This window comes from Cupriavidus sp. SS-3 (assembly GCF_035818815.1).
In the GTDB taxonomy this organism is placed as follows: domain Bacteria; phylum Pseudomonadota; class Gammaproteobacteria; order Burkholderiales; family Burkholderiaceae; genus Cupriavidus; species Cupriavidus taiwanensis_C.
The window spans coordinates 1-15935 of record NZ_JAYLVT010000009.1 but is presented as its reverse complement, the minus strand read 5'-3'; the positions used below and the strand labels follow the sequence as shown (position 1 = coordinate 15935).

The 15935-nt window shown below is 69.1% G+C and carries 14 protein-coding genes; 5 read left to right on the top strand and 9 right to left on the bottom strand.

Annotated features, from left to right (window positions below; translation table 11 throughout):
- The first annotated feature begins 199 nt into the window (after positions 1-199).
- From oxlT to U9J39_RS15350, 3 genes are all read left to right on the top strand, one after another.
- Positions 200-1522, top strand: a complete 1323-nt coding sequence (gene oxlT, locus U9J39_RS15360) for an oxalate/formate MFS antiporter (protein ID WP_115713246.1) — start codon at positions 200-202, stop codon at positions 1520-1522.
- A 157-nt stretch (positions 1523-1679) separates the two neighbouring features.
- Positions 1680-2507: a helix-turn-helix domain-containing protein gene (locus U9J39_RS15355; protein ID WP_326347437.1), complete on the top strand. Its 828-nt coding sequence runs from the start codon at positions 1680-1682 to the stop codon at positions 2505-2507.
- An 82-nt stretch (positions 2508-2589) separates the two neighbouring features.
- Complete coding sequence (locus U9J39_RS15350) at positions 2590-3339, top strand: dienelactone hydrolase family protein (RefSeq protein ID WP_115713247.1); 750 nt, start codon at positions 2590-2592, stop codon at positions 3337-3339.
- Positions 3340-3361: 22 nt separating this feature from the next.
- Here U9J39_RS15350 and U9J39_RS15345 read toward each other — a convergent pair whose 3' ends face one another.
- A complete protein-coding gene (locus U9J39_RS15345; protein ID WP_115713248.1) occupies positions 3362-3913 on the bottom strand; it encodes an RNA polymerase factor sigma-70 in 552 nt (183 codons plus the stop codon).
- Between the two features lie 221 nt (positions 3914-4134).
- On the opposite strand from U9J39_RS15345, the gene U9J39_RS15340 reads away from it, so the two are divergent.
- A complete protein-coding gene (locus U9J39_RS15340) occupies positions 4135-4908 on the top strand; it encodes a 4'-phosphopantetheinyl transferase family protein (RefSeq protein WP_326347436.1) in 774 nt (257 codons plus the stop codon).
- On the opposite strand, the gene U9J39_RS15335 is transcribed toward U9J39_RS15340, so the two are convergent.
- From U9J39_RS15335 to U9J39_RS15320, 4 genes are all read right to left on the bottom strand, one after another.
- Entirely contained in the window at positions 4872-6230 is a 1359-nt protein-coding gene (locus U9J39_RS15335; protein ID WP_115713250.1) for a lysine N(6)-hydroxylase/L-ornithine N(5)-oxygenase family protein, read from the bottom strand. The two genes, U9J39_RS15340 and U9J39_RS15335, sit on opposite strands and share 37 nt — an antisense overlap.
- Positions 6227-7297, bottom strand: coding sequence for a GNAT family N-acetyltransferase (locus U9J39_RS15330; protein ID WP_326347435.1), 1071 nt, complete (start codon positions 7295-7297; stop codon positions 6227-6229). The genes U9J39_RS15335 and U9J39_RS15330 overlap by 4 nt, the downstream gene beginning before the upstream one ends.
- A gap of 61 nt (positions 7298-7358) precedes the next feature.
- The gene (locus U9J39_RS15325; RefSeq protein WP_326347434.1) at positions 7359-8384 is read right to left on the bottom strand and encodes an alpha/beta hydrolase; all 1026 of its coding nucleotides are present in this window, start codon (positions 8382-8384) and stop codon (positions 7359-7361) included.
- 26 nt (positions 8385-8410) lie between these two features.
- Positions 8411-10051: a cyclic peptide export ABC transporter gene (locus U9J39_RS15320; RefSeq protein ID WP_326347433.1), complete on the bottom strand. Its 1641-nt coding sequence runs from the start codon at positions 10049-10051 to the stop codon at positions 8411-8413.
- A gap of 154 nt (positions 10052-10205) precedes the next feature.
- Between U9J39_RS15320 and fhuF the strand changes: the two genes are divergently transcribed.
- A complete protein-coding gene (gene fhuF / locus U9J39_RS15315) occupies positions 10206-10997 on the top strand; it encodes a siderophore-iron reductase FhuF (protein ID WP_326347432.1) in 792 nt (263 codons plus the stop codon).
- Here the strand turns inward: fhuF and U9J39_RS15310 are convergent.
- From U9J39_RS15310 to U9J39_RS15295, 4 genes are all read right to left on the bottom strand, one after another.
- Positions 10939-11133, bottom strand: a complete 195-nt coding sequence (locus tag U9J39_RS15310; RefSeq protein WP_115713255.1) for a hypothetical protein — start codon at positions 11131-11133, stop codon at positions 10939-10941. The two genes, fhuF and U9J39_RS15310, sit on opposite strands and share 59 nt — an antisense overlap.
- Complete coding sequence (locus U9J39_RS15305) at positions 11130-12290, bottom strand: PepSY-associated TM helix domain-containing protein (protein WP_326347431.1); 1161 nt, start codon at positions 12288-12290, stop codon at positions 11130-11132. Before U9J39_RS15305 ends, U9J39_RS15310 begins: the two co-directional genes overlap by 4 nt.
- A 96-nt stretch (positions 12291-12386) precedes the next feature.
- Positions 12387-14516, bottom strand: coding sequence for a TonB-dependent siderophore receptor (locus U9J39_RS15300; RefSeq protein ID WP_240987829.1), 2130 nt, complete (start codon positions 14514-14516; stop codon positions 12387-12389).
- A 177-nt stretch (positions 14517-14693) separates the two neighbouring features.
- The coding region (locus U9J39_RS15295) for a thioesterase domain-containing protein (RefSeq protein ID WP_326347430.1) at positions 14694-15935 on the bottom strand (1242 nt) is incomplete at its 5' end.

Genomic DNA, 15935 nt, shown 5'->3' with positions numbered 1-15935 from the left:
TGTATCCCATCGCCGCTCCTAGTTTGTGAGAGAGGTGAGGGCGGAGACCTCAGGTCGCGTCGTGATAAGAGGCAAACAAATGCCAATGACATTAGGAGACATGAAATGCCAGCAGCCATCCCTAAGCTGAGGCGCAGCGCGACCGTATATTCCTCCGCCCTGTCGCGAGTTAATGGCCAATCTATTCAAGGAGCGCGCAATGAGTAATCCATCGGCAATGGGGATGGGCGTCAATCACCAGGTCCCGGAAGGTACACGCTGGATGCAGCTGATCGTGGGGGTGGTCTGCATGATCGCCACCGCCAACATCCAGTACGCCTGGACCCTGTTCGTCCCGGAGATCCAGGACACCTACGGCTGGTCCCGCGCCAGCATCCAGATCGCGTTTACCGTCTTTGTGCTGGTGCAGACCTGGCTGGCACCGATCGAAGGCTACTTTATCGACAAGTTCGGGCCACGGATGATGGTGGCGTTCGGCGCGGTGTTCATCGGCGCGGCCTGGTGCATCAACTCGCAGGCGACCACGCTGATGGGCTTCTACGTCGGCGCGGCGGTGGGCGGGCTGGGCGTGGGCTCGATCTACGCCACCTGCATCAACAACGCCCTCAAGTGGTTCCCGGACCGCCGCGGCCTGGCCGTGGGCCTGACCGCCGGCGGCTACGGCGCGGGCTCGGCGGCAACCATCCTGCCGATCGCGGCGATGATCGAGTCGCAGGGCTTCCAGCACACCTTCCTGTTCTTCGGCCTGCTGCAGGGTTCGCTCGCCTTCGTCGCGGCGTGGTTCCTGCGTTCGCCCAAGTCGCATGAAGTCAAGGCGTCGGCCAAGCTGGTCCAGGCCACGCGCGACTACACGCTCAAGGAAGCGCTGTGCACCAAGCTGTTCTGGCTGATGCTGATCATGTTCGTGCTGGTGGTCACCGGCGGCATGATGGCCGTGGCGCAGCTGGGCGTGATCGCCAAGGACCTCGGCGTGAAGGAGTTCAAGGTCGACCTCCACTTCTTCGTGATGGCGGCGCTGCCGCTGGCGCTGATGCTGGACCGGATCATGAACGGGATCTCGCGTCCGCTGTTCGGCTGGATCTCGGACAACATCGGCCGCGAAAAGACCATGGTGATCGCCTTCACGCTGGAAGGGCTGGGCATCATCGCGCTGGGCTACTTCGGCAGCAACCCGTACGCGTTCCTGATCCTGTCCGGCGTGGTGTTCCTGGCCTGGGGCGAGGTCTACTCGCTGTTCTCGGCGCTCGCCGGCGATGCCTTCGGCACCAAGCACATCGGCAAGATCTACGGCGTGCTCTACACCGCCAAGGGTATCGGCGCACTGTTCGTGCCGATCGGCAACCTGATGATGGAAGCGACCGGCACCTGGTCCACCGTGCTCTACACGGTGGCAGCGATGGACCTGACCGCGGCCTTCCTGGCGATCATGGTGCTGCGGCCGGTGCTGAAGAGCCACGTTGCCAACGCCCGGAGCCTGTTCTCGAAGGAGGCGGCGGCAGCCGGATCGCAGGTACCGGCCTGAGCGGGGATGACGGCGGCGACGCCAGTCATTGCAGGGCTTTCGCAGCAACAAAAGGCGGGCTTCTTCGGAAGCCCGCTTTTTTCATGGGGCCGGGTGTTTGCGACGGCAGCGGGGCGCCTGTGATAAAGGTATGCCCGTGCCCACCCCAGCGCCTCCCATGCGCGCCGCCGTCATGTTCCAGGTCCTCGCCCCGTGCCCATCCCTGACGCCCTATGTCGACGGCTACTGGTTCGTACAGGACCTGGAAGGCGCCTACGCCGGCAGCGATATCACCACCTGTCCGTACCCGGGTGCGGTGCTGTCGGTCAACTTCGGCCGTCCGAACGCGATGGTGGGAGGCCCTGCCGTGCCGACGGTGTCGCTGCTGGGCTTGCAGTCGGCCAGCCGGCGCTGGCAGTCGTGGTCCGATACGTACTTCGTCATGGCCATGCTCAGCGGCGCCGGGCTGGCGCGGCTGTTTCCCGGCGTCGGGCCTGAGTGCAAGGACCAGTTGCTGGACCTCGCGGGGTACCTGGGAGACCGGGCCAGCCATGCGCTCAGCGCCGACCTTAGCGCCGCCTGGATGCCGGCACGCATCGTTGCCCGGCTCGATGCGTGGCTGCTGCGGCGGCTCGCGGCGCTGCGGGAGCCGACGGCGCTGCAATCGATGCGCGCGGCCCACGCGCTGTTGCGCGAGGGGCGGCAGGTACAGGAAGTCGCCAGCCTGATGGCGGTCAGCCGGCGCCAGCTGAACCGCTGGTTCGCGCAGCAGCTGGGGCTGGGGCCAAAGCAGCTGATGGAGCTGGAACGCCTGCAGCACAGCATCCAGGCACTGCAGCGCGGCACGTGCGCTGCGCTGGACGGCTACAGCGACCAGGCCCACCAGATCCGCGCATGGCGCCGCCGCATGGCGCAGACGCCGGGCACGTATGCGCGCAGCGGTCAGTCACCGCTGGCGGTGTCCTTCGGGCAGCGTCCGGCCGGCGCGCCGGCCTTTTATCTCTGAGCGGCGCGTGCCAGCCACGTCCCAAACGTTCAATACAGCGTTTGCGCGCAGCGCCATGCTGGCCGCCTGAATGGAGGAAACCATGAACGCTGCAGAGTTGCCGCCGGAGCGCGGCTTGATCACCTACACGGATGGCACCACGGTCTTCGAGGGCTACCTCGCCAGGCCTGCCGGCATGGCCGCGTCACGCACGCCGTGCGTGGTGCTGGCCCATGAGTGGAGCGGCCTGAACGCGGCGATGCGTCGCTGCGCCGACCGCTTTGCGGCACTGGGCTATCTGTGCTTTGCCGCCGACGTGTACGGCAAGGGCGTGCGCGGCGACGAGCGGGGCGACAACGCGCACCTGATGGACCCGCTGCTGGCCGACCGCCGGCTGCTGCGGCAGCGGCTGCTGGCCGGGTTTGAAGCGGCCAGGCGACTGCCGGACGTAGATCCGGGGCGGATGGCCGCGGTGGGGTACTGCTTCGGTGGCCTGTGCGCGCTGGACCTGGCGCGCGCCGCCGCGCCCGGGCTGGTGGCCGCGGCCAGCTTCCACGGCGTGCTGCAGCCCCCGCGGCTCGGCCCGCAAGGTCCCATCGGTGCCAGCGTGCTGCTGCTGCATGGCTGGGAAGACCCCGTGGCGCCGCCGGCGGACGTGCTCGCCATCGCCACCGAGCTGACACAGGCCGGAGCCGACTGGCAACTGCATGCCTATGGCCATGCGCGCCATGCGTTTACTTTCGAGGGCGCCAACTTCCCGGAGCGGGGCATTGTCTATGACGCCGCGGCCGACCGGCGCTCGTGGGCGGCATGCGCGGCGTTCCTGGCCGAGCGGTTCGCGGCATCGGCCTAGCGGCAGGACCGGCGCCGCACGGTCAGATCGCCTGTTGCCGTGTCAGCCTGGCGCGGCAATGGATGCAGGCGTCGCGCACCATGAAGTTCACCAGCGTCGGCGAGACCCCCAGCTCCGACGCGATCTGCTTCTGCGTCATGCCCTGCAGGCGGCACATCTCGAAGGCGCGCTGGGTGCGTTCGGGCAGTTCCGCCAGCGCGCCGGCCAGCGCGCACAGCGCCTGCCGGTCCATCGCGATGATGTCGGGTGTTGTCGTCGGCGAAGGGGCGTTGATGCCTTCGTCTTCGGGGGCCATCCATTTCTGCTCCAGCGTCTGCCGGCGGTAGGTGTCGATGGCGAGGTTGCGCACCACCTGGAACAGGTAGCTGAGCCGGCAGCGGATCGATGGTTCGTCGGCCATGCCGCGCAGGCGCAGGAAGGCGTCCTGGACCACGTCCTCGGCCTGGTCGCGGGTGCCTACGATGCGGGCGGCGGCACCCACCAGGGCGCGCCGGTTGGCTACGAATAATCCGAGCAGGGAGTCCCCGGCCAGCACGGGGGCGGGGCGTAAGCCTGGGTCGGTGATGGAAATCATGCGGGCGGCTCCTCGGATTGCTGCAGTGCGGAGTCGTACGGTAATACGAATGCGAATGATTCGCAATAAAGAAAAACGTAACGCAGATGTTATCGGGATTGAAATTAATGCCACGGTTTCGGGATACGAGAGAAATTAAATTTCCCGGGGGATGCTTCGTCTAGGTGCGAGCCCCGTTGGCGCTAGGCGGTTTCCCAGTCCGGTGCAGGCTCCCTAAATCCTTGTCGCCGCCATTCGTCCTGACTCGGATGGACTGTCCAAAACTTCCTCATGCCGGGTTTCCACGCCGCCTCCCGGCGCCGCTGCCGCAGTTTTGGCTATGGCAGGTGGATCTGGCCGATCCGGTGCATGCGGCGGCGATTGCGGCGGCCAGCTGCCTTTGCCATGCCGAGCACGCGCACTGCGCCACGCTGCGGCAAGCCGCTGACCGCCGGCGTTTCACGGGCGCGCGCGTGGCCTTGCGAACCGTGCTGGCGCAGCGGCTGGATTGCCTGCCGTCCACCCTGCGTTTCCGCACGGGCAGCCACGGCAAGCCTTATCTCGAGGGCATCGCGGCACCGGTGTTCAACGTCGCGCATGCGGGGGACTACGCGTGGATTGCGCTGGCGGAGGCAGGCGGGCAGGTCGGCGTCGATATCGAGCGGATCGATCCGGCCCTGGGGCGGGCGGCGATGCGCGAGCTGGCCGCGCACTGCCTCACGCCGCGCGAGCGCGCGTGGCTGGCGCTGCTGCCGGCCGACGCCTGGCCGCGCGCGTTTTTCCTGCTATGGACGGCCAAGGAGGCCCTGCTGAAGGCGCTGGGCCTGGGGATCGCCGACCACCTGCAGCATGTGTCGGTGGTGGCGGATGGGCGGGGCGGCGCGGGCCGCCTTGCCGTAGTGCCGGAAGCCGGCCAGCTCGCCGGGCATGCGGCGGCACTTGCCCGGATGCGGCTGTACCGGCTTGCGGCTCCGGACGGCTACGCGGCGGCGATCGCCTGGGTGCCGCCCGCCTGAGCCGGCTGGGCCATCCAGGGGCGCTCGCCGGCCAGCGCGTCGTGGATGTCGCTGGCGATTTCCTCGGCGCGCGCGGGCAGCACCGACAGCAGCGTGTCGCTGAGGCCGTGGCTGCTCTGGCAGAAGCCCTGCAGGTACACCGGCACCGCCAGTTCCGGCGCTGCCAGCACGCGATAATTGCGGTCCACGCTGAAGTCGCCCAGGTAGCGGGCCAGCGGCGCCAGCAGCCGGCGATGGCTTTCGCGCTCATAGCCAGTGGCCAGCACCACCGCGTCGTAACGGCGTGTGTCGGTGTCGGCCGGCGCGCCCGGCGCCGTGACGGCAATGGCCAGCTCGATGCCGCCGGCGCCGCATTGCGCGGCCTGCACCGCCTTGCCGGTCAGCAGGTTGACGCGGAACTGCCCGCACACCTTCTGGCGGTACAGCATGGCGTAGATCTGGTCGATCAGGTTGGCGTCGATGACCGAGTAGTTGGTGTTCAGGTATTCGTCGATCAGCCGGTCGCGGCCCGCCTGCGCCTGTTCGAACACCACATCGGTATAGGCCGGCGCGAAGATCTCGTTGACGAAGGGGCTGTCGTCGGCCGGCTTCAGCGCCGCGCCGCGGATGATCCAGTCCACTTTGGCCGAAGGATAGTTGTCGTGCAGGTCGATAAAGGCCTCGGCGGCGCTCTGGCCGGCGCCGATCACGGCGATGCGCATCGGCTTGCCGCTGGCGCAGGGCTGCGTGCCGATCCAGTTGAGGTAGCCGCTGTGGTGGGTCAGGCGCGGATCGCCGCGCAGGCCGGCGAAGGCTTCCGGAATGCGCGGCGTGCCGCCGGTCGACAACACGATGGCGCGCGCCAGCCGGGTGCGTTCGCGCCCCTGCGCATCGACCGACACCACCCGCACGCGCCCGATGCGCCCGCCCAGGGCTTCCGGCTCGATCCGCGCCACTTCCTCGCCGTGGCTGCATTGCCCGGCAAAGTGGCTGGCGGCCCAGCGCAGGTAGTCGTTGTACTCCATGCGGCTGGGGTAGAACGTGCGCAGGTTGATGAAATCGACCAGCCGCCCGTGGCGGTGCAGGTAGTTGATGAAGCTGTAGGGGCTGGTCGGGTTGCGCATCGACACCAGGTCCTTCAGGAACGAGATCTGCATCTCGCTCTGGGCCACCAGGGTATTGCCATGCCACTGGTAGTCCTGCTGCTTCTCGATGAAGTGCGCGTCGAGCGGGCGGCCGGCCGCGGCCTGCTCCTGCAGCGCGATCGCCAGGGCCAGGTTGGAGGGGCCGAAGCCGATGCCGATCAGGTCATGGGTGGCCGGGGAAATCTCGCGTAGCGTCATGGGTTCGGTCCTTGCTGAGCAGTCGAAAAAGAGGCCAGGGAGGGGAGCAGCAGGTGTTCGCCAAAGAAGCGCTCGCGCAGCAGCATCACCAGCATGGCGCGCTTGTGCGGGAAGTCGAACTCCTTGACCTTGGAAAAGCCGGCCTTGTCGAGGTTGGCAATCTGGCGCACATGGTCCGCGCGCGGCTCGCCCACGATGCGCTGGGTGCGCGGATCGTCGAGGAACTGGTAGTGCTGGATCGCGGGAAACCATGCGGTCAGGAAGGCCTTGCCGCGGAATGCCGGCTCGCCGATCAGCACGTGCCAGCCACGGTCGTGGTCGTGCGCGTCGTAGAACGGCGCGATGCGGTTCTCCTTGGCCCAGTACACCTCGAAGTAGCCAAACGGAGCATCGTCGAACGCGGCGATCAGCGGGATCATGTGCGGGTCGTCGATCAGCCCCTGCAGGTAGGCGCGATGTTTGGCCTCGTCGCCTTCCTCGTTCCAGAAGTACGCCACCTCGGGGTCGTTCATCCAGCGGTGCAGCAGGGGCAGGTCGAGCTCGAGCTCGGCGGCGCGCAGCGTCAGCGTGCGGTCCAGCCACGGGATATGGCGGGCATAGACCACGCCCTGCGGCTTGGGCGCGCGTTGCGGGTGGCGCTTGCCGTCGGTCAGCGCATAGCGCAACGGATACGGTCCGGCCGATGGCGCCAGGTAAAGCTCGGGGCGCTGCCACAGGAGCTCGGCATGGGCCACGCTGCCGCGCGCGCCGGACGCGTCGCGCACCAGCACGCCGAGCGCATGCAGCCGTCGCTCGGCGTCGCGGGACTCGAGCTGGACGCGCAGCGCACGCGGCGCGCCGTGCGCGAACGCAGCGTCGAGCGCCGCCATCGCGGCATGCGCCAGCGCGGCGGCATCGGCCTCGGTATCGAGCAGACGCAGGGCGTCGCCGTCGAGCGCAAAACGGACCGGCGCGGCGGCGACTTGCGTGACGGTAAGCTGCGCGCCGTCGAAGCGGCTTTCGCAACGCAGTGCGGCGTCCGCGGCGAAGGAAACGTGGCGAGGGAAGGGAGAGAGCGTAGTCGGCATCGAAGTCCTGTGCAGGCGAAGCGAACGTTGCGGGCGGCGCACTGGGCGCTTTCCGTCATGCCTATCGAGACGAGGCAGCGGGCGCCGGATTTAGGTTCGCCGCGAGCGGGTGCGGGCGGCCCGGCAGATTCCCGAATGCCTGCGCCAGTGCTTCCGCGATATCTTCATGCGCTTGCGCGGCATCGGCCACCACATTGCCCATGCGCAGGAACTCATGGACCATGCCCGCATACTCGCGCACCGTAACCGGCACGCCGGCATCGGCCAGCTTGCGCGCGTAGGCGTGGCCCTCGTCGCGCAGCGGATCGCACTCTGCCAGCACCAGCAAGGCCGGCGCCACGCCGCGATGATCGGGCGCGAGCAGCGGCGCGAAGCGCCAGTCGCCCCGGTCGCCGGCATCGCGCAGGTACTGGCGGTAGAACCATTCGATGGTTTCGGTATCGAGCAGGTAGCCCTGCCCGTAGCGGCGGTGCGAATCGGTGTCGGTGCGCCCGCCCAGTCCCGCGTAGCACAGCACCTGCAGGCAGGGCTGCGGCAGCGCCGGGTTGTCGCGCGCGGCCAGTGCCAGCACCGCGCTGAGCGTGCCGCCGGCGCTGTCGCCGCCCACGGCAATGCGGGCCGGATCCAGTCCCAGCGTGGCGGCATGCGCGCCCAGCCACGCCAGCGCGTCGATGGCATCGTGGGCCGCGGTGGGGAAGCGATGCTCCGGCGCCAGCCGGTACGCCACCGACAGCACCGCGCAGGGCGTGCGCTGCGCCAGCGCGCTGCACAGCGCGGCATGCGAGTCCAGGCTGCCGACGGTGAAGCCGCCGCTATGGAAATGCAGCAGCACCGGCAGCGCCGGCCCGTCGCCGTGCGCGCGCGGCGCATAGAGCCGGGCATCGAGCTGCTGGCCGTCGCGGGTGGGGAGCAGCAGCGCTTCGACCCGCGCCAGCGGCTCGGGCGGCAGGTCCAGCGCGGCCGAGGCGGCGTCGAATTCGCGCCGCGCCTGCGCCGGCGTGAGTCGATGGATGACCGGGCGCTTGCCGGTCGCGGTGGCGATTTCCACCATGTCGAGCAGCGCTTCGAGATCGGGGTGCAGTGCCATGATCGATGCGGTTGGGAAAAAGGGAGTCAGGCGGCGGACGCTGCGGGCAGCGGCGTGGCGTCGTGCGGCGCGGCGTCGCCCGCAATCTGCCCGTTCTCGATCCTGACCACGCGGTCGGCCAGGCCGAAGTAGCGGTCGTCGTGCGAGATCACCAGCACCGCCTTGCCCTGCGCGCGCAGTTCCGGCAGCACCTCGCGATAGAAAATATCCTTGAACAGCGGGTCCTGGTCGGCGGCCCACTCGTCGAGGATCAGCACCGGCCGGCGTTCCAGGCAGGCGACGATCAGCGCCAGCCGCTTGCGCTGGCCCTGCGACAGCGCCTGCGTGGTGAAGCGGCCGGCGCGCACGCTGACCTTGTGGCCGAGCCGGAAGCGCTCGATCAGCCGGTTGGCCAGGGCCTCGTCCTGCGGATCGTGCGCGAGCAGCGTGTCGAACAGGTGGAAGTCCGAGAACACGGCCGAGAACAGCGCCCGGTAGTCGGCCAGCCGCGCCGGGTCGGCCGCCTTGCCGTTATGGAGCAGGCGGCCCGACAGCGGCGGGTACAGGCCCGCGACCAGCTTGGCCAGCGTGGTCTTGCCGCTGCCGTTGCCGCCCACCAGGAAGACGATCTCGCCGGCGCGCAGCACCAGGTCGACCGGTCCGAGCGCGAAGAAGCTGTTTTCGCCCTCGTGGAAATAGCGGTGGCTGGCGCCGTCGAGCGCGACCGACGAGAACGGCGCCGCGGGCGGGGCGCCCGGCGGCGCTTCGGGATCGGCATCGGCGCCCAGCGCTTCGATGCGCGCGTAGGCCACGCGCCCCATGCTCAGCGCCGGCAACGCGTTCAGCAGCGATTCCAGCGGCGACATGATGTAGAGGAACATGATGGTGAAACCCGTCATCACCGCCGGATCGAGCGGCGTTGCGCGCGGCGCGAACAGCACGCCGCCGATGACCGCGAAAAACAGGAAGCTGCCGAACCCCAGCGCCACGAAAAATATCGACAGGCCGCGCGTGCGCGCCGCGCGCACCGCTTCCAGCGTGGCGCCCAGGCTGTCGCGCAGGAAGCTGAGCTGTTTGTCATGGTTGAGCTTGAGTTCGCGCGCGCCGGACACCAGCGCCTTGAACTGGCCGTGCAGCGAGTCCTGGGCAATGCCGGCCTGCTTCAGGTGCACCAGCGCGCGGCGGTGGTTCAGGTGATAGATCCACGAGCCCACGCCCAGGATCGCGCAGGCAATGGCGAAGGTCGGCAAGGACAGCCAGGCCAGGTAACCCAGGCAGCCCAGCACCACCATGGCGTTGGTCAGCACCACGGGAATCACCGACAGGCCGTTGGCGACATGGGTGCTGTCGTCCGCCAGCGCCGCCTGCACGCGCGCATTGCCGGTCTGCTCGATATGCGGATAGGGCGCGCCGATAAAGCGCTCGCAGATCTGCGCGCGGATGCGCGCCAGCGCGCTCTGGCTGACGCGCACGAACAGGGTCGACGCCAGCGTGCGGCACGCCAGCACGGCGATCGCCAGCGCTGCGAACGGCAGCGCCAGCCGCGGCGCTTCGGCGCCCTGCGTGGCCAGCACGCGGTTGATCAGCGCCACCATGCTGACCGCGCACAGGCCGGCGGCCAGGCTGGCCGCGGCGGCCAGGACGATGGTAAGGCGCAGCGTGCGCGGCAGGGAGGCAAATAGCGTCATGCGGGCTTGGAGGGAGGGTCGTTACTGACCGGATGACGTGCGGCCGCCCGGGAAAATTAGCGGCAACCCGGCGCGCCGGTAATTTCCCGGCCGGCGCATTCGTCATGCGTGGTGCAGGCCCGCATCTGGCGCGGGTGTGCGCACCAGGAACCCGATGATCGCTTTGCTTGCGCCGTTTTTTACCGGACCGCTGCGCCCGTTCGGCGAGCGCCTGGCCATTGCCGCGCAGTCGGCGCAGCCCTCAGTGCGCGCCATGGCGCTGGACCGCAGCTGGGCGGACGCCTGCCTGGTCAGCCTGGCGCAGGCGCTGGGCTGCGATGACCGGCGCGCGCTGGCCGCGGCATGGTTTCGGGACTACACCCTGGCGGTGCTGCCGGGCGCGCTGGTGGCCGCTACGCTGCATCGGCGCAGCCTGCCGTTCGATCATCCGGCCGTCAGATGGCAAGGCGCGGCGGACGGCCGGCTCGCCCGCCTGGTGCTGCCCGATGACGGCGCGCCGGCCGCGGCGACGCTGCCATGCCTGCTGTCGCCCTTGCTGGTGCGGCACCTGCCGCAGGTGGTGGCGGCGTTTGCCGCCGCCGCGCGCGTGTCGCCGCGGCTGCTCTGGTGTACTGGCGGCGTTGCCGCCGCCGGCGTGGCGCGGCAACTGGCCGCACATCCCGCGCTGGCCGCCGCGCCGCGGGCGGAAGTGCTGGCATGGAGCGGCAATGCCGTGTCCGCCGATGGCTTCGGCAATCCGTTCCACGGTGCCTTCCGTCCGGGCGCGGAGCCCGGGCTGCCCGGCGTGGCGGCGGTACGGCGCATCTGCTGCCTGAACCACCGCTTGCCTGGCGAGGGGTATTGCGGCACGTGCCCGCTGGTGGCGGATGCGCGGGCACGCGCGCCGCTCAGCGCCGCGCAGACTGCTCCGGTGCGCGCCACTGCCGCCATAGCCAGCCCGCGGTGACCGCCACCGGCACGCCCAGGCCGATCCAGCACAGCGCATCCCACGCGCCGTCGCCAAAAATGCCGGCCGCCAGGCCGCCCAGCGACAGCGCGCCAAGCAGCACCGGCATCGGCCAGGTATCGTCGATCAGCTTCATGCCTGGTCTCCCGACAGTTGCGGCGGCAGCGGTGTGCGCGCTTCCTCGCGGCTGCGCCGCGGCCGCTTGAGCCAGAAGATCAGTCCGGTCACGGTGGCCCCCGCCGTGATCACGGTCAGCAACGCCCACAGGATCTGCAGCGGCCGGCCGGCATAGTCGCCAAAGTGGAAAGGCGCCGACAGCAGCAGCACCTGCAGGTACCACGGCATGCCGCGCACCGCGGCGACGCTGCCGTCGCCGGCGTCGACCAGCGCGATCGCATAGACGCGCTTCTGCAGCTCGGTATGGCCGCGCAGCACCACGCCGTAGTGGCGGCCGGTGGAGAACTCGGTGCCGGGGTAGAACACAAAGGCCGGATCCTTGCCCGGCACGGCCTGGTGGGCCGCCTCCAGCGCGCGGTCGACCGGCACCAGCTTTGGCGGTGTCGGGCCGGGCAGGGTGGCGATCAGGTGCTGCAGCTCGGTCTTCTGCCACAGCCCGATGATCAGCGGCGAGAACGACAGGAAGGTGCCGGTCAGCCCGACCACCAGGGCCCACACCATCACCACGATGCCGAACAGGTTGTGCAGGTCCGCCTGCACTACGCGCACCGGCTTGCCGAAGCGCACCAGCCCGAAGGCCAGCTTGCGCATGAAAGGCCCGTAGAGCACCAGGCCGCTGATCAGGCTGAGCGCGAACAGCACGCCGATAAAGCCGATGAAGAACTGGCCGGGCAGGCCCAGGAACAGGTTCAGGTGCAGCTTGAGGATAAAGCCGCTGACGGTCTCGCCGGCCGGGCCGGGCTTGCGCGGCGCGCCGGTGGCGGCATCGAACTGGACCGTGGTGCCGTGGCGCAACTTGGCCTCGCCGGGCGGGCCGACGCGCACGCCGACGGCATCGGCATCATCCTCGGCGAAGGCAATCGACTTGGGCGCCTGGCCAGGATGGGCGGCGCGCGCCGCATCGACCATGCCTTGCAGCGGCGGGCGCTGCGCCGGCACGGGCAGGGTGCGTTCGGCCGACACCAGGCCGTGGTGTTCCTGGCCGGCGAGCGCGTCGATGTCCTCGTGGAAGATCAGCAGCAGACCGGTGAGGCACAGCACCAGCAGGTTCAGGGTGCAGAGCAGGCTGGTCCAGCGGTGGATCGCGTACCAGAAGCGTAGCGTGGGGGCTTTCATGTGATGGGACTCCTGCAAGGCCGCGGCCCCGCACCCGTGTTGCGGGTGCGGGGCCGTGCCTGCCGCCATGAGTTGGCATGCCAGGCCATGCCCGGCTTACCAGCGGTACGTCACCGTGCCGATGATGGTGCGGCGGCGCCCGTAGTAGCAGTTGGTGGCGCTGTCGCATGCGGCGACGTAGGTCTTGTCGAACAGGTTGTTGACGTTCAGCCGCAGCGTGTAGTGCCGCGCAAACGAATAGCTCGCGGCCAGGTCGACCAGCGTGAAGCCGGGCACCTCGGTCACGTTGGTCTGGTCGTAGGTCTTGCTGACGTAGCGCACCCCGCCGCCCAGCCAGACGCCCGCCAGGAAGCCGCTGGAGAGCCGGTAATCCGCCCACAGCGAGGCCATGTGCCGCGGCACGTATTGCGGCGTCTTGCCGGCGTTGGGCGCGTTCGGGCCGGCCTTCGTGACCTCGGCGTCGGTGTACGTGTACGACGCCAGGATGTTGAAGTTGGGCGTGACCGACCACGTGCCTTCCAGTTCCACGCCGCGCGAGCGGACTTCACCCAGTTGCGACGAGAAGCCGCTGACCGGGGATGTCGTCAGCACGTTGGCCTGGGTCAGGTCGAACAGCGACAGCTGGGCAAAACTGCGGCTGCCCGCGGGCTGCCACTTCAGCCCGGCCTCGTATTGCTTGCCGGTGGTGGGCTGCGGCGTGCCGCCGCCGAACAGCGGCACGGCCGTGGCCGGCTCGAACGAGGTGGAATAGCTCACGTAGGGCGAAAGGCCGTACGGGCCTTCCCACAGCAGGCCGGCACGGCCGGTGAACTTGCCGTCGTCGCTGCCGGTGCGAGTGACCGCGTTGGTCGAGAGGGCGCGCGTGTCGGTGCTGACCTTGGCCTTGTCATAGCGCCCGGCCAGCTGCAGCATGAAGCGGTCGGAGATCCGCACCATGTCCTGCAGGTAGAAGCCGATCTGGCTGCGCGTGGTGTCTTCGTCGGTCTGGTAGTTCGGCGCGACAAAATTGCCGTAGACCGGGTTGAAGATATTCAGCGGCGGCTGGGCGGCCGGCGTGTTGCCGGTCAGGCCGCGCAGGCGGTCGAAGGTCGAGCGCGAGTAGTCGATGCCGGTCAGGATGGTATGGTCGAAGATGCCATGCCTGACCTTGATCTGCGCCTGGTTGTCGACCGTGAACAGGTCGAACGACTCGTTCGAGCGCAAGCCGATACGGCGCAGCAGGTAAGGGCCGTTGGGCGGATTCGCCACCAGCCCGCCGTTGCCGCCGATGTTCTCGTAGCTCACATACATGTGGCCGTAGCGCAGGTTCTGGCGCAGCGTCACCGTGTCGTTCAGGCGATGCGAGAATTCATAGCCCGCCAGGTACTGCTCGCGCTTGAAGCGGTCGAAGCCCGGCTCGCCCGTGAACAGGTCGGTCGGGATCCTGGAGCCGTTGGCCAGCGGCGTGATCGTGCCCAGCGCCGGCAGGAAATTGGCGCTGTTGCCGGCATTGTCGTGGTAGATCTGCGCGTAGGCCGTGAAGCTGGTGGCATCGGTGGGGCGCCAGGTGATCTGCGGCGCGATGAAGAAGCGGTCGTCGCCGGCCATATTGGTCTGCGTGCCGCTGTCGCGCGCCAGCGCGGTCAGGCGGTACAGCACCTTGCCGTCCTTGTCGAGTGCCCCGGTGAAGTCGCCGGAGACCTCCTTGCGGTCATAGTTGCCGAAGCTGAGGTTGATCTCGTTGGCGGTCTCCGCCTGCGGCCGCTTGCTGATCTGGTTGATCAGGCCGCCGGGCGAGGTCTGTCCGTACAGCACCGACGACGGACCGCGCACCACGTCGACGCGATCCAGGCTGTACGGCTCCAGTTCCCAGCCGCCGTAGCCGCCGGAAGCCGGCAGCTTCAGGCCGTCCCAGTACTGGCTGTTCTGGGACACGGTGAAACCGCGGATCATGTAGGTGCTGCGCCGCGTATCGACGATCGGCTCGGTGCGCACGCCGGCGCTGTAGCGCAGCGCTTCCTCGACCCGCTGCGCGCCCTGGGCGCGCATCTGGTCGGCGGTGATGACGCTGATCGACTGGGGCGTGTCGGCGATCGGCACGTCGGATTTGGTGGCGGACACCGACTTCTTGTTCGCCGGCCCGTAGTTCTCCACGCCGTCGGCGCGCACGCTCACGGTCGGCAGCTGTACCACGGCGGTGCTGCCCGCCTGCGCCGTGCCGCTGTCCTGCGCCTGCGCGCACTGCATGGAGACCGCCAGCGCCAGCGCCGTCAGCGCAAATGGTTGATGGCCTGGCCGACCCCGGCCCGGGCGACCCGTTCTACCCGTGTACATATTCCTCCTGGATTTCGGCTTTCTTGATTTCGGCCGTAGTGTAAATGCAAATCATTGTTATTTGCGTTAAAAAATTTCATTCGCAGCCTCCTACGTCGGGAGGGTGGCCCCTGTAGCCGGGTGCCGCGCTTCCGTGTCCGGCTCCGGGCGTGACTCGACGCTGCGCTGCAACTGCGCCAGCAATCGGGGGTCGCGGACGATGGCGTGGTGGTCCACGGCCTCCAGCACGGTCTCTTCGCGCGGCGCGCCCAGCCAGGCGGCCAGCCGCGCGGCTGCGCCGTCACGGCCGGTGCGCCACCAGACCGCACGGGGTGCCTGTACCACCGGTAACGCGCGCTGCGCCGCGGCCAGCAAGCCAAGCCGGTGCGCTGCCAGGAACATGTGGGCCAGCTCGTCGGCACCCAGCGTTGCCTGCGGCGCCGACGACGTTGCAATGCGCGGCGCCAGCAGGGCGCGTACGGCTTCTGCGTCGGGCTCGGGCGCGGCATTGGACGGCAGCGCCAGCGGTTCCGCAGCGGGCAACAGGCGATCGGCAAATGCCGCCAGGGCGGCGGGCCAGCCGGGCGCCGCGCCGGCGTGCGAACGCGCCTCCGGTACAAACGGATCGACCAGGCCCAGCCACTGGACCGTCTGCCCCTGTGCTTCCAGTTCGCGCGCCATCAGCGTGGCCAGCGCCGCGCCGAGCGACCAGCCCAGCAGCAAGTAAGGCCCTTGCGGCTGCGCCGCACGCCATTCCCGCACATAGTCCGCCGCGATCGATGCCAGCGAGGCATCGCGCCATGCCGGATCGGCCAGCGCGCGCGCCTGGAAGCCATAGACCGTGCGCTGCGTGCCCAATTGCGCGACGATGGCGTCGTAGTCAAATAAGGTGCCCAGCGCCGCATGGACGCAGGCCACCGGCGGCAGCGTGGCGCTTGCCGGTCCCGATGCGAGCACGCGCAGCGTGGCGGCGGGCATGGCGGCGGCAGGCTCGCCGTCCGGCAGCAACTGCCCGATGGTAGGCGTGCGCATCAGGTCGCGCAGCTTCAGGTCCAGCCCCAGCGCCCGGTTGGCGCGGACGCGGGAAATCACCTTCAGGCTCAGCAGTGAATCGCCGCCGAGCGCGAAGAAGTTGTCGTCCAGCCCCACCCGCGGCACGCCGAGCACGTCCTGCCATACCTGTGCGAGCCAGCGTTGCGCTTCGGTTCGGGGCGGCACATGCTGGTCTGACGCTTCCGCCCCGGGCGCCGGCAGGGCGCGACGATCGAGCTTGCCATTGGGCGTCAGCGGCAGGACGTCGAGCACGACGAAGGCGGCCGGCACCATGTAGTCGGGCAGCTCGGCAGCCAGCGC

What these genes read in the sequence shown, in the direction of transcription:
- oxlT (WP_115713246.1), top strand. Translation starts at nt 200, where the DNA reads ATGAGTAATCCATCGGCAATGGGGATGGGCGTCAATCACCAGGTCCCG.
- U9J39_RS15355 (WP_326347437.1), top strand. Translation starts at nt 1,680, where the DNA reads ATGCGCGCCGCCGTCATGTTCCAGGTCCTCGCCCCGTGCCCATCCCTG.
- U9J39_RS15350 (WP_115713247.1), top strand. Translation starts at nt 2,590, where the DNA reads ATGAACGCTGCAGAGTTGCCGCCGGAGCGCGGCTTGATCACCTACACG.
- U9J39_RS15345 (WP_115713248.1), bottom strand. Translation starts at nt 3,913, where the DNA reads ATGATTTCCATCACCGACCCAGGCTTACGCCCCGCCCCCGTGCTGGCC.
- U9J39_RS15335 (WP_115713250.1), bottom strand. Translation starts at nt 6,230, where the DNA reads ATGACGCTACGCGAGATTTCCCCGGCCACCCATGACCTGATCGGCATC.
- U9J39_RS15330 (WP_326347435.1), bottom strand. Translation starts at nt 7,297, where the DNA reads ATGCCGACTACGCTCTCTCCCTTCCCTCGCCACGTTTCCTTCGCCGCG.
- U9J39_RS15325 (WP_326347434.1), bottom strand. Translation starts at nt 8,384, where the DNA reads ATGGCACTGCACCCCGATCTCGAAGCGCTGCTCGACATGGTGGAAATC.
- U9J39_RS15320 (WP_326347433.1), bottom strand. Translation starts at nt 10,051, where the DNA reads ATGACGCTATTTGCCTCCCTGCCGCGCACGCTGCGCCTTACCATCGTC.
- fhuF (WP_326347432.1), top strand. Translation starts at nt 10,206, where the DNA reads ATGATCGCTTTGCTTGCGCCGTTTTTTACCGGACCGCTGCGCCCGTTC.
- U9J39_RS15310 (WP_115713255.1), bottom strand. Translation starts at nt 11,133, where the DNA reads ATGAAGCTGATCGACGATACCTGGCCGATGCCGGTGCTGCTTGGCGCG.
- U9J39_RS15305 (WP_326347431.1), bottom strand. Translation starts at nt 12,290, where the DNA reads ATGAAAGCCCCCACGCTACGCTTCTGGTACGCGATCCACCGCTGGACC.
- U9J39_RS15300 (WP_240987829.1), bottom strand. Translation starts at nt 14,516, where the DNA reads ATGCAGTGCGCGCAGGCGCAGGACAGCGGCACGGCGCAGGCGGGCAGC.